The sequence below is a fragment of the Pseudomonas sp. NFACC25 genome, assembly GCF_900100935.1.
Classification (GTDB): Bacteria; Pseudomonadota; Gammaproteobacteria; order Pseudomonadales; family Pseudomonadaceae; genus Aquipseudomonas; species Aquipseudomonas marginalis.
This window is the reverse complement of the sequence record NZ_FMUC01000004.1, coordinates 503508-523265: the sequence shown is the minus strand read 5'-3', so window position 1 is coordinate 523265 and position 19758 is coordinate 503508. Positions and strand designations below refer to the sequence as shown.

23 protein-coding genes and 3 pseudogenes are annotated in these 19758 nt (G+C 54.2%); 10 read left to right on the top strand and 16 right to left on the bottom strand.

Translation table 11 applies throughout. The features are described 5' to 3' along the window. Positions 1 to 45: 45 nt before the first annotated feature. The 4 genes and pseudogenes from BLQ09_RS13240 to BLQ09_RS13230 all read left to right on the top strand — a co-directional run bounded on the left by BLQ09_RS13240 (position 46) and on the right by BLQ09_RS13230 (position 2015). A complete protein-coding gene (locus tag BLQ09_RS13240) occupies positions 46 to 336 on the top strand; it encodes a type II toxin-antitoxin system ParD family antitoxin (protein ID WP_092357218.1) in 291 nt (96 codons plus the stop codon). Between the two features lie 2 nt (positions 337 to 338). After that, positions 339 to 697, top strand: a pseudogene (locus tag BLQ09_RS13235) (type II toxin-antitoxin system RelE/ParE family toxin). 345 nt (positions 698 to 1042) lie between these two features. Beyond that, positions 1043 to 1165, top strand: a pseudogene (locus tag BLQ09_RS31535) (transketolase family protein); the annotation flags it as partial. A gap of 214 nt (positions 1166 to 1379) precedes the next feature. Next, positions 1380 to 2015, top strand: a complete 636-nt coding sequence (locus tag BLQ09_RS13230) for a LysE family translocator (protein WP_027606619.1) — start codon at positions 1380 to 1382, stop codon at positions 2013 to 2015. A gap of 28 nt (positions 2016 to 2043) precedes the next feature. Here the strand turns inward: BLQ09_RS13230 and BLQ09_RS31880 are convergent, their stop codons facing one another. The 13 genes and pseudogenes from BLQ09_RS31880 to thrC form a co-directional block, all read right to left on the bottom strand. Continuing rightward, positions 2044 to 2808 carry a methyl-accepting chemotaxis protein gene (locus BLQ09_RS31880; RefSeq protein WP_371263382.1) on the bottom strand — a complete coding sequence of 255 codons (765 nt, stop codon included), beginning with the start codon at positions 2806 to 2808 and terminating at the stop codon, positions 2044 to 2046. Positions 2809 to 2901: 93 nt separating this feature from the next. Continuing rightward, positions 2902 to 3933 (bottom strand): annotated as a pseudogene (locus tag BLQ09_RS31875) (cache domain-containing protein); the annotation flags it as partial. Positions 3934 to 3968: 35 nt separating this feature from the next. Next, complete coding sequence (locus tag BLQ09_RS13220; RefSeq protein WP_092357214.1) at positions 3969 to 4472, bottom strand: Lrp/AsnC family transcriptional regulator; 504 nt, start codon at positions 4470 to 4472, stop codon at positions 3969 to 3971. Positions 4473 to 4484: 12 nt separating this feature from the next. Next, the gene (locus BLQ09_RS13215) at positions 4485 to 5246 is read right to left on the bottom strand and encodes an ABC transporter ATP-binding protein (RefSeq protein WP_027606621.1); all 762 of its coding nucleotides are present in this window, start codon (positions 5244 to 5246) and stop codon (positions 4485 to 4487) included. Between the two features lie 52 nt (positions 5247 to 5298). Next, positions 5299 to 6009 carry an ABC transporter permease gene (locus BLQ09_RS13210; RefSeq protein WP_092357212.1) on the bottom strand — a complete coding sequence of 237 codons (711 nt, stop codon included), beginning with the start codon at positions 6007 to 6009 and terminating at the stop codon, positions 5299 to 5301. After that, the gene (locus BLQ09_RS13205) at positions 6006 to 6734 is read right to left on the bottom strand and encodes an ABC transporter permease (protein ID WP_027606623.1); all 729 of its coding nucleotides are present in this window, start codon (positions 6732 to 6734) and stop codon (positions 6006 to 6008) included. The genes BLQ09_RS13210 and BLQ09_RS13205 overlap by 4 nt, the downstream gene beginning before the upstream one ends. A 51-nt stretch (positions 6735 to 6785) precedes the next feature. Next, the gene (locus BLQ09_RS13200; RefSeq protein ID WP_027606624.1) at positions 6786 to 7568 is read right to left on the bottom strand and encodes a transporter substrate-binding domain-containing protein; all 783 of its coding nucleotides are present in this window, start codon (positions 7566 to 7568) and stop codon (positions 6786 to 6788) included. Between the two features lie 173 nt (positions 7569 to 7741). Next, entirely contained in the window at positions 7742 to 8059 is a 318-nt protein-coding gene (locus BLQ09_RS13195) for a DMT family transporter (RefSeq protein ID WP_027606625.1), read from the bottom strand. Positions 8060 to 8201: 142 nt separating this feature from the next. After that, a complete protein-coding gene (locus BLQ09_RS13190; protein ID WP_027606626.1) occupies positions 8202 to 9404 on the bottom strand; it encodes a trans-sulfuration enzyme family protein in 1203 nt (400 codons plus the stop codon). 51 nt (positions 9405 to 9455) lie between these two features. Continuing rightward, positions 9456 to 10874, bottom strand: a complete 1419-nt coding sequence (locus BLQ09_RS13185) for an aldehyde dehydrogenase family protein (RefSeq protein ID WP_092357210.1) — start codon at positions 10872 to 10874, stop codon at positions 9456 to 9458. A 2-nt stretch (positions 10875 to 10876) separates the two neighbouring features. Next, a complete protein-coding gene (locus BLQ09_RS13180; RefSeq protein ID WP_092357208.1) occupies positions 10877 to 11926 on the bottom strand; it encodes a homoserine dehydrogenase in 1050 nt (349 codons plus the stop codon). 117 nt (positions 11927 to 12043) lie between these two features. Further along, entirely contained in the window at positions 12044 to 12481 is a 438-nt protein-coding gene (locus BLQ09_RS13175; protein WP_027606629.1) for an Lrp/AsnC family transcriptional regulator, read from the bottom strand. 14 nt (positions 12482 to 12495) lie between these two features. Next, entirely contained in the window at positions 12496 to 13899 is a 1404-nt protein-coding gene (gene thrC / locus BLQ09_RS13170; RefSeq protein WP_092357206.1) for a threonine synthase, read from the bottom strand. Between the two features lie 239 nt (positions 13900 to 14138). Between thrC and BLQ09_RS13165 the strand changes: the two genes are divergently transcribed. Further along, the gene (locus tag BLQ09_RS13165) at positions 14139 to 14621 is read left to right on the top strand and encodes a DinB family protein (RefSeq protein WP_092357204.1); all 483 of its coding nucleotides are present in this window, start codon (positions 14139 to 14141) and stop codon (positions 14619 to 14621) included. Positions 14622 to 14676: 55 nt separating this feature from the next. Here the strand turns inward: BLQ09_RS13165 and BLQ09_RS13160 are convergent, their stop codons facing one another. Both BLQ09_RS13160 and BLQ09_RS13155 read right to left on the bottom strand, forming a co-directional pair. After that, positions 14677 to 15570 carry a dihydrodipicolinate synthase family protein gene (locus BLQ09_RS13160; RefSeq protein ID WP_092357202.1) on the bottom strand — a complete coding sequence of 298 codons (894 nt, stop codon included), beginning with the start codon at positions 15568 to 15570 and terminating at the stop codon, positions 14677 to 14679. Between the two features lie 29 nt (positions 15571 to 15599). Then, positions 15600 to 16295: a B3/B4 domain-containing protein gene (locus BLQ09_RS13155; RefSeq protein WP_092357200.1), complete on the bottom strand. Its 696-nt coding sequence runs from the start codon at positions 16293 to 16295 to the stop codon at positions 15600 to 15602. Positions 16296 to 16456: 161 nt separating this feature from the next. Here BLQ09_RS13155 and BLQ09_RS13150 point away from each other — a divergent pair, with 161 nt between their 5' ends. From BLQ09_RS13150 to BLQ09_RS31260, 4 genes are all read left to right on the top strand, one after another. Further along, on the top strand, positions 16457 to 17059 hold the full coding sequence (locus BLQ09_RS13150) for a helix-turn-helix domain-containing protein (RefSeq protein WP_092357198.1): 603 nt from the start codon (positions 16457 to 16459) through the stop codon (positions 17057 to 17059). A 199-nt stretch (positions 17060 to 17258) separates the two neighbouring features. Next, the gene (locus BLQ09_RS13145) at positions 17259 to 17684 is read left to right on the top strand and encodes an Arm DNA-binding domain-containing protein (protein ID WP_092357196.1); all 426 of its coding nucleotides are present in this window, start codon (positions 17259 to 17261) and stop codon (positions 17682 to 17684) included. Between the two features lie 11 nt (positions 17685 to 17695). Beyond that, positions 17696 to 17890, top strand: coding sequence for a phage integrase central domain-containing protein (locus tag BLQ09_RS31000; RefSeq protein ID WP_158277068.1), 195 nt, complete (start codon positions 17696 to 17698; stop codon positions 17888 to 17890). Positions 17891 to 17965: 75 nt separating this feature from the next. Then, the gene (locus tag BLQ09_RS31260) at positions 17966 to 18109 is read left to right on the top strand and encodes a hypothetical protein (protein WP_155954380.1); all 144 of its coding nucleotides are present in this window, start codon (positions 17966 to 17968) and stop codon (positions 18107 to 18109) included. A 321-nt stretch (positions 18110 to 18430) separates the two neighbouring features. Here the strand turns inward: BLQ09_RS31260 and BLQ09_RS13135 are convergent, their stop codons facing one another. Beyond that, positions 18431 to 18985 (bottom strand): DcrB/PsbP domain-containing protein, encoded by a 555-nt coding sequence (locus tag BLQ09_RS13135; RefSeq protein ID WP_027606636.1) that lies wholly within the window; start codon positions 18983 to 18985, stop codon positions 18431 to 18433. A gap of 553 nt (positions 18986 to 19538) precedes the next feature. Here BLQ09_RS13135 and BLQ09_RS13130 point away from each other — a divergent pair. Continuing rightward, complete coding sequence (locus tag BLQ09_RS13130) at positions 19539 to 19757, top strand: IS1096 element passenger TnpR family protein (RefSeq protein ID WP_027606637.1); 219 nt, start codon at positions 19539 to 19541, stop codon at positions 19755 to 19757. Position 19758: the final 1 nt, after the last annotated feature.

Genomic DNA, 19758 nt, shown 5'->3' with positions numbered 1-19758 from the left:
TGCCAACAATCAAAAGTACCTGTTTGCATGGAACTGGAGCTAGTTATGGCGACGCGAAACGTTGTGCTCACCCCTCACCAGGAACAGGTTATCCATGACTTGGTACAGTCCGGCCGTTATCAGAATGCCAGCGAAGTGATGCGAGAAGGTTTGCGGCTATTGGAACAGCGCGTCGCCGAAGACACCGCCAAAATTGAGGCACTGCGTCAGGCGACCTCAATCGGCATCATGGATCTTGAGCGCGGGCGCTTTACTCAGGTGAACGAAGGAGATCTGGAGCACTACCTCGAGGGCTTGAGCCTGGAGGCAACCCTCCCCGCGCGCGAGAAACACTGAGCATGCCGCAGTATCGGATTTCCAACCCGGCGCGCGCCGACATTGTTGACATCTCCTCAGGCTCTCCCAGACACAGTTCGGCGATCAAGCACGCCAGCGCTACCAGGCACTGATCCTCGCGGCGCTGCAAGCGCTTGCCGACACGCCTTATCGCATTGGCAGCCACGACCGCGATGAGCTTGCACCGGGCCTTCGCAGCTATCACCTCATCTATTCACGCCAGCAGGCCAAACAAACCCATGGAACGGTCAAAAGCCCACGTCATATCGTGTTCTATCGTGTGGCAAACGACGACGTGATCGAGGTCGTCAGACTCCTTCATGACGCCATGGAAGTGCAGTTGCACTTGCCTAATGACTGATCACCGAGCTAGCCCAAAAGGTTAACTGGCCATGAACAGCGAAGGATAGATGCTGAAAAACAGACCCGACAACACCGCTTAAAGGTATCGACTCATTACCCATGTCCTCTTCCGAACGAGCAAGGGTTTGCCAGATACGGGTTACTCATCCAGTATACGGAGGCGCACTGAATACCCGCCACGGCCACCGAGGTCCGTGTCAGAAGTCACCATTCGCGATCGCTCGCACACCCGATGCGAGTGGGGGCGGATCTGGGGGCATATTTTAGATTTTTTGAGCTGAAAATATTGTCCTAGAGCCCTGTCAAAATGTTCTTCGGCGACCCTGAGAGCCTTTAACGCCAGGTTACGCCGACGTTCAGACAAATAGTGTTGCAGGACACGTTTCTCGTTGTTGGTGCGCTTCCGACGTTACACGATCGCTACGGTATTTCTACCCATGCTGTGCGCGTGCAGATCAAGGGTTGATTATAGGATTTAAAACTGCAGGGGCTGAATCATCCCCCTTGAACACCGACAGTCTGTTTTGGGGTAAGCGTTATGCCTGAAAAGGCTGTACCGAACAAAAAATTTCCGAGAAGAACTAGAGGAGAACGGGTCAGATTTGGGCAACTGATGGAATGACGTGCACGTTGGAACCACTTAAGCTGCTGGCTGCCATGCATTCTTCCAGAGGCTAACAATGTCATTTGATCTGCACCACTTACTGCTGGTATTCACAGCCTACATTGTGGGAGCTGCCAGCCCTGGCCCCAGCAACATGCGAATCATGGGCGTTGCCATGCACCAAGGCAGAAAACCTGCGCTGATGCTTGCAGCCGGAGTCATCAGTGGTTCTTTTTTTTGGGGATCAATGGCCGCCACAGGCGTCTCGGCCATTCTGCTTCAATTCGCAGAGGCACTCTTCGTACTCAAGATCGTCGGCGGAGCATACTTGTTGTTCCTAGCCCTGAAAGCGGGACGTTCTGCCCTGACACCTGACGAGAAAATTGAGAAAGCGCTGGCCGCAGCACCGCCTATCTCGGGTTTTGGCCTCTATCGGCGGGGCTTGCTTATGCACCTGACCAACCCAAAGGCTTTACTGGGTTGGATCGCCACGATGACGCTCGGTCTGGGACCACAAGCGACACCTGAAACAGTTATGATCATCCTGGCTGGCTGTGCCGTGTTGAGCATTTCTATTTTCTGCGGTTATGCGATCGTTTTCTCTACGGCGCCGATGATTCGGGGTTATCGCAGGGCGCGTCGATGGATTGAAGGCACCCTTGCGTTGGTCTTTGGCGCCGCAGGTTTTAAGCTTCTACTCTCCCGCACCTGATTTAACGCTTCCCTCTGTGGGGGATGGCCTATGTTCGAAAGCCATCCACCAACTGCTGGAGTCGTGTGGCTTGTCGTTCAAGATCATCACAGGCAAGCAGTGTGGCGTGCAGGTTTGCCACCCCTTCCTGGTTGAGGGTTTTGATCTCGGTGATGTCCATGTTCAGTGAGTCGATAACTGAAGTTTGCTCTTCCGTTGCTGTCGCTACCGACTGGTTGATTCCGTCAATCTCGCCGATGCGCTGACTGACACTGCCCAGCCGCTCACCGGCCTGGTTGGCGATAATCACACCGTCCTTACTGTAGCGTTCGCTTTCGTTCATGGTGAGTACCGCCTCACGTGCGCCCATCTGAAGCTCTGCAATCATTGAATGGATCTCCTGGGCTGAGGTCTGAGTGCGGTAAGCCAGGCTGCGGACCTCGTCCGCTACAACAGCAAACCCACGCCCGGCTTCACCCGCCCGCGCGGCCTCGATCGCGGCATTAAGTGCCAGCAGGTTGGTCTGTTCGGAAATGCCTTTGATGACTTCAAGAATCCGCCCGATATTTTCCGTCTTACCATTCAGCGCTTCTATGTTGCTGCATGACGTGCGGATTTTCCCCGAGAGCGCACCCATGGCATTTATCGTTTGGGTCACTACCTCGCGGCCATCTTCAGCCTGGCACCGGGCATCCGACGCCTGGAGGGAAGCATCACCCGCGTTACGCGCGATTTCCTGGGCCGCCGCGCCGAGTTGGTTAATCGCGGCCGCAATACTGTTGGTGCGATTGGCCTGGTCGTCCGAGTTTGCCATGGAGGCACTGGAGGTCTGCGTTACGTGCCTGACCACTTCATTGACGTGCTCGGTGGCAGAAGACACCTCACGTATTGAGCGCTGGATGCGCTCCACAAAAAGGTTGAAGTCTGCGGCCAACTCTCCGAACTCATCTTTCGAGTGTGCACCCAAGCGGCGGGTAAGGTCGCCCTCTCCCTGGGCGATATCCCGCATGGTTGTACCCATCAATCTCAGGGGCCGCATCAGTACGCGAATAAGCAGCCCCAGCAGAAGCAGCGTGGTCGCCACGGCAACAATCATCGATAAAATGGCGGAAGTGCGAAAATCATCAAGTGCCGCATAAGCTTTGCTTTTGTCGATGCACAAACCGATATACCAGTTCACCGAAGGCAGTCCCTTGATCGGCGAGAACATCAGAACTTGAGGTTTTCCGTCCTGCTCCGTCTCGCTGATATGAGAGCTAAGGGATGGCGTGTTCAGCGGGTAAATATCGTTCAATTGCTTCATCACCCGTTCTTTTTCGGGATGAACCAGCACCCTGCCATCTGCGTTGACCAGAAAGGCATAGCCCATTCCACCCAGGTCGAGCGAGCGGACTATGGTCGACAGCGTCTCAAGTGTCAGGTCCCCGCCTACCACCCCAAGCGCCTGGCCATCGTGACTGACCGGCGTTGCAATGGTCATCATCAGTTGCCCTGTCGTCACATCCAGGTAAGGTTCGGTCAGCGTTGTCCCTCCGGCAGCCATTGCGTCGGTATACCAAGGCCGGGTGCGAGGATCGTAATCAGCAGGTAGATCGTCCTCTGGCCTGATGACGAAACTGCCGTCACGACTGCCTAGATAAGTGAAGGTGAACGTCGAGAGCAACGACTTCTGCTCCAGCAGCCGCGTGATGTGTTGCGACGCGGGATCATTGGCAACCGTCTGGGCGACATGATCAACCAGAAGTATTCGCCCGGAGAGCCAGGACTGAACACTTGCAGCAGTGATCTTGCTCATTTCCTCGAGGTGGTTTTCAAGGTTCGTTCGGATGGTTTTGCGTTGAATCGAGTCGTTGTAAAGCGTAAAAAGCGAAAACGCTGCGACAACAACGAATGATGCCGCAAGCAATACCTTATGACTGAACTTCAGGTTCGCAATCATCATGGTTTATCCATAGGCTTGGGGTGTTGTAATTGTTATTCGATACCGAGGTGCGTTGATGACGGCTTGATGACGGCCAACTGTGGATAGGCCACCAGTTTCTCGATGTGCAGTTCAGTGCTCTCCAGCCAGGACTCAGTGACTGATCGGAAATGCTCCATATCCCGGCAGCGTATCCGCAGGCAGTAATCAAGCGCACCACTCACCAGGTGACACTCAATGACTTGCGGGCAAGCACTGACAAGCGCCTCAAACATCTTTTGCGTGCGGCATCCTCTGTCGTCTGCCAGTGTCACTAGAACCACCAGTGACAAACCGGGCGATAGCTTATGCTCGTCAATGAATGCCCCGTAGCCGCGGATGACGCCCAGCCTTTCCAGCTTACGAACGCGTTGCTGACAAGGGCTCTCGCTCAAGTGCACCAATGAGGCGAGTTTTTTATAGGTGATGCGCCCGTTGCAGCGCAGCACATCGACGATGGCCTCGTCGATGCGTCCCAAACACTCCGGGGGCCCGTGGATCTTCCTTCCGCTGGTCATAGCCAAGGTATTTCACTTCAGCCCGTTGGAGAGAAACTGCTGCAGGCGTTCACTTCTGGGATTATCCAGGATCTCAGGTCCGCCCTGCTCTTCAACCAGTCCCTGGTGAAGAAACAGCAGCTGGTTTGACACTTTGCGTGCGAACCCCATTTCATGGGTCACCATGATCATGGTGCGCCCCTCTTCAGCAAGGCCCTGGATGACTTTGAGCACCTCGCCCACCACCTCAGGGTCGAGCGCCGAGGTGGGTTCGTCGAACAGCATGACTTCGGGCTCCATGGCGAGGGCGCGGGCGATCGCTACCCGCTGCTGTTGACCTCCGGAAAGAAACGCAGGGAACTGATCGGCAACACGGGCAGGCAAGCCGACTTTATCCAAGTACCGCCGGGCACGATCTTCTGCGTCTTTTTTGCTGACGCCTAGCACCCGCCGCGGGGCAATGGTGATGTTTTCCAACACGGTCATGTGTCCCCACAGGTTGAAATGCTGGAAGACCATGGCCAAGCGGGTACGCAGCCGTTGCAGCTCGCGGTCATCCGCCACACGTAATCCTGCATGATTTTTAACCATGCAGATCTGCTTGCCATCCAAACTCATGGCGCCGTCGTTGGGTGTTTCGAGGAAATTGATACAGCGCAGGAACGTGCTCTTCCCCGAGCCACTGGCGCCGATCAGGCTGATGACATCGCCCGTTTTGGCTTGCAGGGAAACACCCTTGAGTACTTCATGGGTACCGTAACTTTTGTGTAGCCCGTCAACCGTCAATTTGTACATGTTCGCAATCTTCCTCTAAGCAGTTCGGGAGCGGCCCTGTCAGACACAGGACTCAGTGAGTCGGCCCTAAGAAAGCCAACCAATGACGTTCGGCAATTCGGAACAAACCGACCAGCGCAAAGGTCACCGCCAGGTAAATCAGCGCCGCAATCCCAAACGATTGAAAGGTCAAGAAGGTCGCAGAGTTAGCGTCACGGGCGACTTTGAGAATGTCCGGAACCGTGGAGGTGAATGCCACAGTGGTCGAGTGCAGCATCAGGATCACCTCGTTGCTGTAATACGGCAGCGACCGACGCAAGGCTGACGGCATAATCACAAACGCGTAGAGCTTCCATCCAGAGAGGCCATACGCTTTTGCAGCCTCGACCTCCCCATGGGCGATGTTGCGAATAGCCCCGGCAAATATCTCCGTGGTGTAGGCGCAGGTGTTCAGCGCGAAGGCAAGAATGGTGCAGTTCATCGCATCGCGAAAGAATGCATCCAACACAGGCTGAGCACGTATTGCGGCCAGGCTATAGATCCCGGTGTAGCAGATCAGCAGCTGGATATAGAGCGGTGTACCCCTGAACAGGTAGGTATAAAACTGCACCGGCCAGCGCACATAAAACCTGGACGACACGCGTGCGATGGACAGTGGGATAGACACGATAAATCCGATGAAAAGCGATGCACTGAGCAACCACAATGTCATGGCCAGACCAGTGATTTGCTGGCCATCGCTGTAGACGAATGACCTCCAGTACTCCTGCAGTAGTTCGATCATCGCACCGCCTCCCGTGAACCGGCGGCGTAGTATTTTTCCAGACAGCGCAGGATGAAATTGGAGGCGCTGGTGATGATCAGGTAGGTCAGTGCAGCCAGTACCAGGAAAAAGAACAATTGGTAGGTGCTTTTTCCTGCGTCCTGGGCAGCCTTTACCAAATCAGCGAGGCCAATGATCGACACCAACGCGGTGGCTTTGAGAATCACCATCCAGTTGTTGCCAAGACCCGGCAAGGCAAACCGCATCATTTGCGGGAACACCACGAAGCGAAAACGCTGTGTGCGACTTAACCCGTAGGCGGTAGCAGCTTCAACCTGGCCACGGGGTACCGCCAGCATGGCGCCGCGGAAAGTTTCGGTGAAATAGGCGCCGTAGATAAACCCAAGGGTGATGATTCCTGCGACGAAGGGATTGATTTCGATGTACTCCCAGCCCAACGCCACCGTGATGACCGTCAGCCAGGTTTGCAGGCTATAGAAAATCAACAGCATCAGTACCAGATCGGGCACCCCACGAATCAGCGTGGTGTAGAGCTGCGCTGGCAGGCGCAGCAGCCTAAGACTGGACAGTTTGGCGCTGGCCCCAATCAGCCCGAGCAATACGCTGAGCGCCAGGGCGGATAGGGACAGCTTGACGGTCATCCAGGCGCCTTCGAGCAGCAGTGGGCCGAAGCCTTGCAAGCTGAATGCAGACAGCCCCAATGCGCCTAATAGTGTTTCGAACATGATCAACAACCTATAGCGAAAACGCCCATCCAGCGGACGAGCGCCGGGTGGTTATTTACCGCTGTAGAGATTCAGATCGCCAAAGTGCTGCTTCTGGATCGAATCATAGGTGCCATCGTCGTGAAGGGCCTGGATCGCTTTATCCAGCAGGGCCTTGAGCTCTGCATTGCCCTTGGCGATGCCGATGGCTGTCTTGGAGGGAAGATAAGGACTCTCTACCGATGGGCTCATTTCGTAATCAGTGCCCTGGGGTGAGTTGATAAAACCCAGTTGAGCTTGAAGCGCATCCTGCAGGGATGCATCCAGCCGCCCCGCTACCAGGTCGTAATACACCTGGTCCTGGTTCTGATAGGACTGGATTTTTACCCCGGCTTTGTCCAGCACGGCCTTGGCGTAGGCTTCCTGGATACTGCCTTGAAAATAGCCAACCGTTTTGCCTTTGAGTGACACCACATCTGTGCTCAGGCCCGAACCTTTCTTGAACACATAGGACGTGAACCCGGAAAAAAGCTCGTTTGAAAAATCAATGGCTTTTTCACGAGTGGCCGTCACGGTCATGGATGACAGGATGCCGTCGAACTTGCCGGCCCTGAGGCCCGGAATCAGGCCATCAAAATCGCTTTCCACCCAGATGCATTTGACTGAAAGCCTGGCGCAAATCGCGTTGCCCAAGTCAATATCAAATCCCTTGAGGCTGCCATCGGCGGCCTTGGACTCAAACGGTGCGTAGTTGGCATCTACGCCGAAACGCAAGGTGGAGTATTCCTTGGCAGACACTGCACTTGTGCACAACGCCAAGCCCATTACTAAATACAGTTTCTTTAGCGAAATCATAATTACATCCCTAGATATTGTAGTTGGATTAAGGGCAGTAAACATCTGTCAGCATTAACCGTGACACTCATTATTATTTAGCGAGACCTGCGTCTCGACTTGAACGTTACCTGAGTACGACGACTTTACGAATATGGCAAATTGAACGTTATCACGAGCAAAATGCTCGCCTTTCAAGCAGACACCAGCTTCATCATTAACAACCCACTGACAATCAATACGGCCGCCACGATACGCAACAGCGTGGCGGGTTCACCCATGAAGAAAATACCCGCCGCAAAAGCGCCCACAGCGCCGATCCCTGTCCAGATGGTGTACGCCGTACCCAGCGGCAAGCTCTTCATCGAGAAGGATAAAAGCGCGAAACTGGCAATCACAGTGACAAATGTAATGACTGTGGGCACTAACCGCGTAAATCCTTCAGATTGTTTCATCGAAAAAGCCCACACAACTTCAAATAGTCCTGCAATGATCAAACTCACCCAAGCCATGAGCAACTCCCAAACAATAAAAAACGCAAAGACTGTCCGCGCCAGGCGCAATTAAAACGTCAACGTTATTAAAAAGACCCCCGCGAGGACGGGGGTAAGGACGGGTTGACCAAACCCTAGTTCCGTGACGCTATCAACTAAATCACTTGAATGTTGCGTCCAGCGCGAACGCAATATCCTTGATCAAGTCATCTGGATCTTCCAATCCGACAGAAAAGCGCAAATGACCATACTCGCGGAACTCTTCAGGGTACTTGTCAAAGCCACCTCGACCCTCTGCCCCTACGTGCACGATCAGTGATTCGTCATGCCCTAATGAAACGGCCGACGTGATGATGCGCAGGTTCGAGACAAAGCGATTCTGGGTGTCAGGATCGCCCTCTACGGCAAACGCCATCACAGCACCATAGCCTTTGCCCGCAAATTGCCGACGCGCCAACTCATGCTGCGGGTGGGAAGGCAAACCGGGGTAGTAGACATAGGCAATCCGATCGTCGCCATCCAGAAACTGGGCCAACTTTTCGGCCGTGTTCAGCAATTGCTTCAAGCGCAGTGGCAACGTGACCGAACCGCGCATGATCATCCACGCGTTGAACGGCGAAATGGTCGCGCCGAGGTCAACCAATGCATCATTCTTGATCTTGTTGATCAACGGATTGGAGCCGATCACCACCCCGCCCATGGCATCACCATGGCCATTGATGTACTTGGTCAATGAGTGGATGACGAAGTCGACACCATGTTGACTTGCACGAAAAAATGGAGGCGGCGTGAATGTGGCATCCACAGAGATCAGCGCGCCATGGGCGTGTGCAATCTCAGCCAATGCGGCAATGTCCGCAACTTTCGTGGTGGGGTTGGCAATCGTTTCAGTGTGGATCAGCTTGGTATTGGGGCGAATGGCGTTACGTACCGATTCCAGGTCACCGACGTCTACGAAGGTTGCCTCAATGCCGTAACGTTCAGGCAGTAGTTCGGCGAAAAGCCGCCAGACTGCCTGGTAGGTGATGTCACTGACGATGACGTGATCACCACTTTTCAAGAATGAAAAAAATACCGAGTGCAAGGCAGCAACACCGGTCGCGAATACCACCGCGTCTTCACACCCTTCAAGGGCTGCGAGTTTCTTCTCAAGGCAAACCTGGTTGTGGCCTTGATTGCGTGTGTACACGAGCCCGTCCGGGCTCGACCAGTCCATGGTCGCCGGATCTTCCGGCAAGAGATAGGAGTTTGCCATGACCAATGGTGTACGGACGGCGCCACTGGTGACATCCGCGACATTGCCGCCATGAACAGCCAGCGTCGCTGCAGATAATGTCGAAAGATTGTGCTTGTCGGGGCGCATGTCGTTTCCTCTTTATTGTTGTGTGTTTCATTCTTGAGTTGAGCGAGTTGCTTAGCTTCCACTCACACCGTTAATGCAAACAACCTTGGGTTGGGTCATGTCTTCGTAAGCGAAACGTACGCCCTCACGGCCCATGCTCCCGTACTTGAAACCGCCGAAAGGCATTGCATCAAAGCGGTAGTCGGAAGAGTCGTTGATCATCACCCCGCCCGCCTCCAGTCGTTTAGCGGCGGTCAATGCAACCTTCAGATTGCTGGTGAAGATCCCGGCATGCAGGCTGTATTCAGGTTCGTTAGCCAGCGCCAATGCTTCATCCAGGGAGCCGACGCGCTGGAGGATGACTACCGGGCTGAACACTTCTTCGCACCACAACTTGCAATGGCGGTCGACGCCTTCCAGCACGGTAGGTGAATAGAGCGAGCCGTTACGTGTGTTGCCAACCAACAACGTGGCGCCTTTGGCAATGGCGTCATTGACCACTTCCTCGGTACGCTTGGCTGACGCCTCGGTAATCATCGGCCCTACGTCCGTCTGCTCATCTGCAGGGTTGCCGACGATCAACTTAGAGGTCTGTTCAACAAAGCGCGTTTTGAAGGCTTCATAGAGTGAAGCTTCGATGAGGATCCGTTGGGTACCGATGCAGTTTTGTCCGGCCGCCCAGAAAGCCCCCGACACGCATGAATCAACGGTTTCATCCAAATCACAATCAGCCATCACGATGACCGGCGCATTACCGCCAAGGTCCATCGCCAGCTTCTTGAGGCCAGCTGTACGAGCGATCTGCTCACCAGTGACAAAGCCGCCGGTGAAAGACACCATGCGCACTGCACGGTGGGCCACAAGAGCCTTGCCCAGGGCGGCGGCGCCTGTCGCGACGGTGACAACAACCGGAGGCAGACCCGCGTCGACCAAGCACTCCACCAGCTTGATCGCTGATAGCGGTGTGAGCTCAGACGGCTTGAGAACAACTGCATTTCCTCCTGCAATGGCAGGCCCCAATTTATGCGCGACCAGATTAAGCGGGTCGTTGTAAGGGGTGATGGCGACGATGACGCCCAACGGTTCACGGGTGAACCAGCCCTGACGGGATTCAGACCCGACATAGGCGTCAAAAGGAATGACTTCACCGGCATTGCGCTTGGCTTCTTCGGCAGACAACTTCAAGGTGTTGACGCAGCGCAATACCTCCTTTCGCGCCTGCTTCAGCGTTTTTCCCGACTCCGCGACGATCAGTTTGGCAAAGGCGTCTTTGTCACGCTCGACTGAGCTTGCAGCCTTTTCCAAGATACGCGCACGCTCATGGCGTGGCAGATCCTTGGCAATCAAGGCGCCTAAAATGGCGGTGTCAACTATCGTGGTAGCGGAGGATGCGGGTATGTCTGCCACTTCACCCACCTTGCTGCCGTCAAACGGGCTGAGCACCGTAATGGCCTTATAATCAGCAGCGAGCGAGAGACTCAAGCTATTCATGATTACTTACCTGACGTGGTTTTGTGGTTGTGGATGCTTACGATGTCGGCGAGCAATGCGAAGGCGGTTTCAAAACGACCTGCCCCCGCCCCCACTACAGTGACGGGACCGAGAATGGCCGTGTTGAAGGTAATTGCGTTGGTGGCTCCGCTCACGGCTGAGAGCGCGTCGTTCGCCGGTAAGAGCTGGGGACTCACCGATGCCGAAATCGAACCATCGCTCCGTTTCTCTGCGCTGCCAATCAGCTTCCAGCGGGCATTTGCTTTCGTCGCCTCGGCAATATCCTTGGCCGTGATTTCAGAGATCCCTTTGCACAAGACATCGCTTGGTTTGAGTTTTGCGCCCAGTAGTTCATTGGCGAGGATGACGACCTTCAAGCGCACATCGTGCCCTTCTACATCCGCTGTTGGATCGGCTTCGGCGTAACCCAACTCCTGGGCTTTTGCGACAGCACTCGAGAAGTCCAACCCCGTCTCCATGCTGGAGAGGACAAAGTTTGACGTGCCGTTGAGGATCCCCTTGAAGCCGGTGATTTCCGAGCCTGCCAGTGACTCCTTGGCCAAACGGATAACCGGGGTCCCGCTCATGACAGAACCTTCAAATTCAAAGCGGGCGCCGGTGCTATCGGCCAGCGTCTTCAAGCTTTGTGCATGCAGCGCCACGGGCCCTTTGTTGGTGGTCACGACACTGACGCCCTTTTCCAGAGCCCAGCGGCAGAAGGTCGTAGCCGGTTCACCATCCACAGGATTGGTGAACGTTGCCTCAGCGACAATATCGGCGCCAGAGAAGCGGATAACGGTTTCGTTTGCCGGCTCAGCAGTCCCGCCGGCCAGGGTCCTGAAACTGCCTTTAGCAGCAGGCACTGCTGCCAATTCACGAGCGTCCAGGCCGTCTTTGTTAATGATCGAACCGAGGTAAAGGTCACTGACACCGACAATCTTCAAGGTAAAACCTAATTCATCGGCCCAACGCGAATTCTTATCGGCAATAAGCTGGGTCAGCGCGCGGTTAACGCCACCAAATCCAAGCAACGCAATTTTGTATTCAGTCACGACAGGGTTCTCATTGTTATGTTGTGGTGCTGAGATAGTAAGCCGCCAACTTAACTTTACGAATATGGCAAACAGAACGTTGTTGCGAGCAAAATGCTCGTGCAACAGCGCAACTTGCTATTTTGTGCTCGACAGAACAAAAGACGTTACGGTATTCAGGACTCCCGGCAGCGTCGAGATCTCACTCCATACCCTGTGGATACGATCTGCATTCATCGCCTGAACCGTCAGTACAATATCGAGGTCGCCACTCATCACATTGCAGGAAATAACTTCAGGCATTGCACCAACGGAGCGAACAACTTCTGAATCTCGCATACGATCCTTACGATAAACGAAGATTAATGCATTAATGGGTCCTGCATCAGCTGAAGGCATACCTTTAATAATTGTGTAGCCTCGGACATACCCATCGCGCTCCAATCGCTCAATCCGCAGCCTGACTGCGTTCCTGGACAAATTGACTTTTAGGGCAATATCGTTGTGGGCCAACCGTGCATTGCGAGTTAGCTCCTCCAAAATCTTTTCATCAACCTTATCTAAAACACGTTTCATCTCTGGCTCCGGACTTATAACGAGTGAGACTCCGTGTCTTTGGATAAGGCCCTGACCAGCGAGATCAGCGACCTGACGTCGTTGGGAATTGAAGTACAGTCTTGTTCGGCGACTGCAGGAGCACCAACAGTATTTAGGTGGCCAACAACCTCTGACTTTTGGGTTGCAGTGTCAACTTTCGACGGATGTGTGGTTGCCAGGCAAATCATGGGGATCATCAAGCTGCGTCTGCTTATACGTGCAGCGCGCAAGCCGATAGCGGTATTGGGACTGACCAGATATCCACTCTCTGCAAAGACCTCATGAATACAACTGAATGCGTCTGCATCGTCCACAGCCAGTGAGTCAAACAGTTTGCGTGCCTCCAACCATTCATCCTGCGCTAACTGAATAGTGCCCTCGCCTTCTAGCAGCTGCATATTACGAGCTACTTTTTCTCCGCATCGATTTAAGATGCTCCACTGTATGCGCTCAAAATTAGAGGCCAATGAAACATTCATAGTGGGGATTTTGGTAGCACGAATCTCATTTCGCCTATAAAAATTTGATTGGAGAAAATTATGCAGTCCGGCGTTAGCATTCGTGGCAACGATAAGCTGTCGAATGGGCAGCCCCATTTGCTTGGCAATATAACCAGCATACAGGGCGCCAAAATTTCCAGTCGGGACACTGAAAGCAATCTCTCTTTTAGGCGCACCGAGTTGAAGAGCAGAATAGAAATAGAACGACAGGTGCGCAAGCACGCGAACCCAATGCACTGAGTTGAACGAAATGAGATGCTGCTGCGCATCATTATTTTTTTTCAGGAACTGCTCACACAAACGATGACAATCAGAATAGTCTCCGTCAATCTCAACATTCACAACATTATCTTCGTGCGTACTCAGTAAGCGTCGGCGGTCCTCCGCCGTCAACCCCGTGGAAGGATGCAATACCAACAGCGTAACGCCCTTCATTCCCGAAAATGCTTTTATTGCTGCAGCGCCAGTATCTCCACCGGTACAACCTATAACCAGCGCCTTCTTCCCAGACCTCAGCAAATTATGATCGATAAAGCGAGCCATCAATTGAAGGCCGACGTCTTGATAGACGCCTGACGGCCCATGAAACAATTCAAGTATCCACTCGTTACTCGCGGTCTGGTAAAGCGGTGTCACTGCGTTACTTTTAAAACAATCAAAAGTCTTCTCAAGGATACGAGACAACTGATCCCGCTCGATCCAACCTCCCAGAAAGGGCTCGATTACGTAGCGAGCCAATTCATGGAAGGGCAACCATTCGAGCTTTGAGAGCTCCTCCTTTTTGAAGCGGGGAACCTTGTGCGGCACGTACAAGCCCCCGTCAGGCGCGTACGCCCCCATCAGCACCTCGCTGAATTCGTACGTTCTACCAGGGGTCCGTGTGCTGACGTATTTCATGATCCAAGACACCCTCAAGCTATTCCCGAGCGGGCCACCTGCAAGCTGGGTCTTCGCCGGAATTCAATGCGGTAGCGTTAATCGCCTTTGATCCAGCTTCAAGCCAACGACCAAAAAAGTCAATATATCGACTATAATATCTCACCAACGGTATTCCGTTCCTGATACACGAGCCCCCCTTTTGCACCAGCTCATGGGATGTGCCACGGCCGACAATGCTTGAAAAATGGGAGAACACTATGTGTGCCAAGAATCTGCTGCACTCGCTTTATCAGTACAAGGCATGGTCTGAGGATGTGTTACTCAGGTGCTTGAAAGCGCCCGTTGCACAGTCCTTCCCTGTGGAGATGGAGAAGGCCTGTTATTGGCTCAGGCACATCAATATTGTGGACCAGCTATTCATCGCCAGACTGCAGGGAAAACCGGAGAAGTTTGACGACGTCGTCACTGAGCAGCAGCAAGACATTCGTCAGTTGGAAGAGGCATTCACAAAGGCAAATCAATGGTTTGTTGACTACACAAAATCAGTCACTGCAAAAGAGCTGTCTGAACCGGTGGAATTTTTCTTCAAGGATGGCAAACCGGGCAATATGACCAAGGAGCAAATCCTTGCTCATGTGCTTTCTCATGGGCTCCAGCATCGAGGAAGTGTTAGCACGATCCTACCCAGGGAAATCCTGGAGGGATACCAAGATCATTTCACAACGTTTTTGAAACTGTAGGCAGTTGGATATCTGCCTCCTCAACCATGAGGAGGCAGAGTATTCACCGCAGTGCTCAGCTCAATTCAAGCACGTCTATCACCGCTGCAATTTGCTTGCGTCCTGCCCCTTCGATGGTTCTAAGCGGCAAAGGCAGGCTCGGAGAGTGAGTCATGCCGCGTAGCTCCGCGGCAGTGGCTATCACGCGAAAGCTACCTCCAAATTGGCTGAACAATGCCCAAAGCGGCTTCAAGGATTCGGAGAGGCGCGTAGCCTCAAAGGCGTCACCTGACAATGCTGCTCGTGTGATGGCGAGCGCCGTATTGGGGAAAAAACCGCCCATGACTGAATACCAGGCATCGCAGCCGGCGTTCATTCCAACAGCGGCAAACGCATCGCCGCTTATTCCAATAGTTACGTGACTCGGAATCAATTTTCGCAGGCGCTCCACGCGCTCCCTGGCCAGATGCGGCGCCTCGGGGACGCCAGGGATTTTGATTGAGCTGACATTGGGTAGCTCTGCAATACGCCCGTGTAATTCATCGGTAAATTCGAAATGGGTGGTACCAGGATTGTCATAGACACATAGCGGGATTGAGACGTTGGCCGAGACCATTTCGTACATCGAAAACACATCGTCCTGAGTCAGTTTTTGATACGACACGGGTGGCAGCAGCAAGGCTTTGACTCCCACGGCTTGCGCATCCTCGGCCAGCAGCAAAACGTCGCGTGTACGCAGCGCACCGATGCTCACCATCACTGGCACGCCCTCCGCGGCCTCTACTGCCAACTGAGCAACTCGAGAACGTTCGGCTCGAGAAAGATACGCATAGCCCCCAGTGGATCCTAGAGCCCCGATGGAATCTACTTTGGCTGCCACCAATTGCTGCACAAGACGAGTAAAAGCATTTTCGTCCACACCCTGCTCATCCATAGGCGTCAGAGGAAATGCACTAAGGCCGGTAAACATCGTCATCACTCCTTGCAGTGGTCTATGGACTATTTGGCCCCAGGACCAATCAGTGAGCTTTCGATCTGGACGCCTGGCATCATTTGCTGCAACCCTTCGATGAGTTTGTCCCCCGCTTCCGTCAAGGCTTCAAGCGGCATCGCCGGCAGACTCTCCAGAATGAACCACATGCTCTTCGCGTCAGCACCGAGACGGGTCCTGACACCTTGCCGCCAATTCCAGCGACGGCAGGTCACGCCTTTGTCATCGCGCCAGACAACCTCGCCGGGGTCTGGATATTCGAAAGCAGGAGCACCTTCTTTCATCGTGTCAAAAGGCTCAGTGCCATCAGCGACTACGAGCCGAGGGGAGCCCACATAGGCTTCAATGTTTTCCCCGCCAACAGGGATGGCGTACTCAATACTGATTGCGTTGTAGAGATCGACGATGGGATCCAGGCTAGGCAAGCTTCCGTCACGCAAAACCCGTTTACGCAGCGCCTCAGCTGAACAGGGCGTACGCTGCGGCTTGGCGCCGAACTTTCGGAATGTCTCCGCCCATGCGGCCAGGTGAGCTTCTCCCCAGCTTGGCCCACCTTCCTGTACAGCCTTGCAAGCACGGTCCAGGGCTGCCTGAGCAACCTCAGGATGGGTCAGTGACGCAGCGTCCACCACAATGCTCAGGGCCCTGAACTCCGGAGCCAATTCTGCAACGGCTTGATCGATCAACGGCAGTACGGACAGCATCAAAAACCTCCAGGAATCCAAATGTCATTTCATGCTAGTCAGTGACGACCAATAAAGTCAATATAATGACCAATATCATCTACTATAACGCGTGCGCAGATTGACGGGGCAATTGGTAAAGGCCGAGAATCCCCACACATTTTTTCTCATGACCCTCATCAATGACCACGAATACCAGCCTGTCGACTACCCCTGGTGCTGACGCTCAAGCCGTCAGCCTGGCCGTCGCGCGCACGCTCAAACAGGCGCGCAAAGCACAGAAGATCACATTGGATGAGCTTTCTCGCCGCTCAGGGGTGAGCAAAGGAATGGTCGTCGAAATAGAGAAATGTACGGCGAACCCCAGTATCGGCATCCTTTGCAAAATCGCTGCCGCGTTGGGCCTGTCCGTTGCAGACATCGTCAACGTGACCGAAGCCCCATCCGCCCATATCATCGACAGCCAAGACATCCCCACGCTCTGGACCGGGGACCTGGGAGGAACGGCGCGGCTTCTGGCAGGAACGTCCGGTCCTAATATGATCGAGCTGTGGCGTTGGGAAATGCACCCAGGCGAATTTTTCGCTTCACAGGGACATCCTCAGGGCACGCTTGAGCTGTTTCATGTGGAGAAAGGCACGCTGAAATGCGTGGTAGGGGAAACAGAGCTGGTCATCCCTGCGGGGAGTTCGGCAGTGGCCAGAACCGATGTTCCCCATTCCTATTCCAACGCTGGCAGATCCAAGTTGGTATTCACTATGTCCGTGACCGAGATGCATCAGTAGATAGCAGCAGGCTGGCCGTCAGTAAGCATCTGCAAAGTGGACGAACCTGCCAATTTCAAAGGGGTTGTACCACTGAGCCCGATCAAATACTGCGGTGGATCACCGCTAGGGCGCGAATTCACAATTGCTCGAGCAGCGCATGTGACTGGGGGCACAATGGGGGGCAAATTTCGGTTCCTTAAAAAGGATGCCCCCACCGATGCCCCCAGATATTGCGGTTGTTTTCAAACGAAAACTCAGCGATGCCTTGATCCGCTCGCTGGCCGAACCGGGTAAACACGCCGATGGCGAAGTCCCTGGGCTCTACTTGGAGGTAAGGGCGTCAAGCAAGGTCGACAAATCTCCTTCCAAGGTTGGGCGATTGAAGTATCGCCTGCATGGCAAGGAAAACCGCTTCTCCATCGGCGCTTACCCCGACATTGGTCTCAAGGAGGCGCGCGACATTGCCCGCGGCGCACGCCGCGATGTGGCTAATCACATCGTCCCGCTCAAGGCCAAGACCGCCAAGATCGAGGCGAAGTTGCTCAATGAAGAGCGCACCTTCGCGTACGTGGCCAAGCAAGGGTTGGCATTCAAGCCTGCCGAACTGGTGACCAAATCCATCTCGGGTCGACCGGAGCGCTGAACAACCACATCTTGCCTGCCATTGGCAAAAAACCGGTCAGCGAGATCAAGCTGGAGCACATCACTACGATCATCACCGAGTTGCGTCGTCAACGCACCCTGGCCATGGCCCGGCGCGTGCGCACCATCATCCGCGCCATCCTGGGTTTGCCGAGGGCCGCGGCTGGGTGGAGCGCAACGTGGCGCTCAGCAACATCGAGGAGCTGAAGATCCGCCATATCGTCACCAGCAATCCGGCAATCGAAAGGCCAGTCGACCTGGGCAGGTTTCCGCTGCGTCTGGATGACTGCAACGACGGCAGCGTTGCGCCTGCTGGTCATGTTGCCGGTCCGCCCTGGCGAATTAGTGCAGATGCGGTGGGAAGACGTCGATCTGGGCGGCGCCGATTGGCGTTACGTGGTCGGCAAGACCGAACATCTGATGTAGTGCCCTTGAAACCTTGGATAAGCACTCTATTCATCACACACTGCGGCAACCCAACAAGAAGTATCAGGAGTCTGTCCGCAGTTTAGAAGGCAGCTTCGTATCGAAGCTATAGCGCAAGTGTGCTGCAGCCAAATCGTGGCGTTTCCCTTTAGAACCAGAAATCCGATCAGCGCGTGCAGGCAAAGCTATTTATTGAGTTTTATATTGCGCTAAAGCTATGGAACGACCGAGTTGGGCAAGCTTTGCGCACGAGCTCATACGGGTTCCTTGTGATGGACAGACCGTAGCAAGCCAACAGCCTACTATCCGGAAACCTGCGGTTTACTTGCCCAGAATGTTCTTCAACGCAGCGGTATGGCCGGCCGGGTCGTTTACGCTGGACATCACTTCGATGATGGTGATCGTCTGATCGTTCATCGCCATCAACGAGGCCATCAGTAGTTTCAGGCCGTTGAAATCGTCGGTGCCGTCCAGGCGGTACATCTTCAAGTCGTTCACCTGAATGGTCTTCTCGCTGGTCATGCGAAAGTTGGGTGAAGCGGCCTGCTGCTTTTCCTTCAAGGTATCCACGGCAAGGCGAAACGCAGCGTCCGGGGTGGTGCCCGCAGTCGGCGCCGGACCTTCGGTAACGATGATGGCCCGCTCGCTTTTCGGATCGAAGTACATCGTGCCGCCGTTCTCGCTGTTCAAGGCACGGGCCTCGACGCCTTCCAGCACGAACTTCAGCTTGCCGCCTGCCAGGGACACCGATTGCATGTCCGATGGCGCCGTAGCGGTTTTTTCAGGCGGGGCAGCAACTGCCATGGTGGCCGCGCCGCTCAAGGCAGCAAGCACGCACAAGGAACGGGTCCAGCCCAACAGCAAATGCTTTGACATTCATAGCGCCTTTATTTTCAGGCCATCGAATATCGACGGACTGTCGTGCGAACAGCCTAGCTTACTTGCCTGCTCACTTGCCCATATGTTGTTCACAGCCGCAGCGTGTCGCTTATATTTGCGGTCAGCATGGGGATTGATTTGTCAGCTGGAGCAGCTATGCGACGTTCCTGGTAATTACCACGACGAAGCGAATGACTTTGCTCACAAGGCGAATATCAGATTCTCCATGGGGCTCCAAGTCTCAAATGAAGCGATAACCAAGCCGCTACACATCGTTGCCTCATCTTCAGGCTGCGCGAATCGTAGCTCAGATCGATTTGGTAATCCCCCCTGTGAGCTACTCGACCTACAGCTGCGACCAAGCTGCCCCGGATGTCCTCCGTGCCAGCGACTTTAAAAACGGCCGCTTCGGTATCGTTAAGCGCATAGATTGAATCTGAGGCAGGACTCTCACTTATGAAGAATACCCTAATCGCAACTGGCATCGCTCTGCTACGTCATACGGCCTTACGTGCCACGATCGGGCACTAAACAGTGAGCAGGAAACGAAATGGCTTTCAGCGATGACAACGGTGTTTTTGCGTTCGCGTGCCGCCCGCTGGAAGACATTGGTGGTGCACCTGGGCATGACGATTTTCTGGCAGCGTTGGCGGATCCGAATCACCCTGAGCATGAGGCAATGTCGGAGTGGTATGGGGATGATGGGTTCGATCCGACGGCGTTTGACTGCGAGTGGATCAATCAGAGGTTGAAGCAGGCAAAGGTCTGAT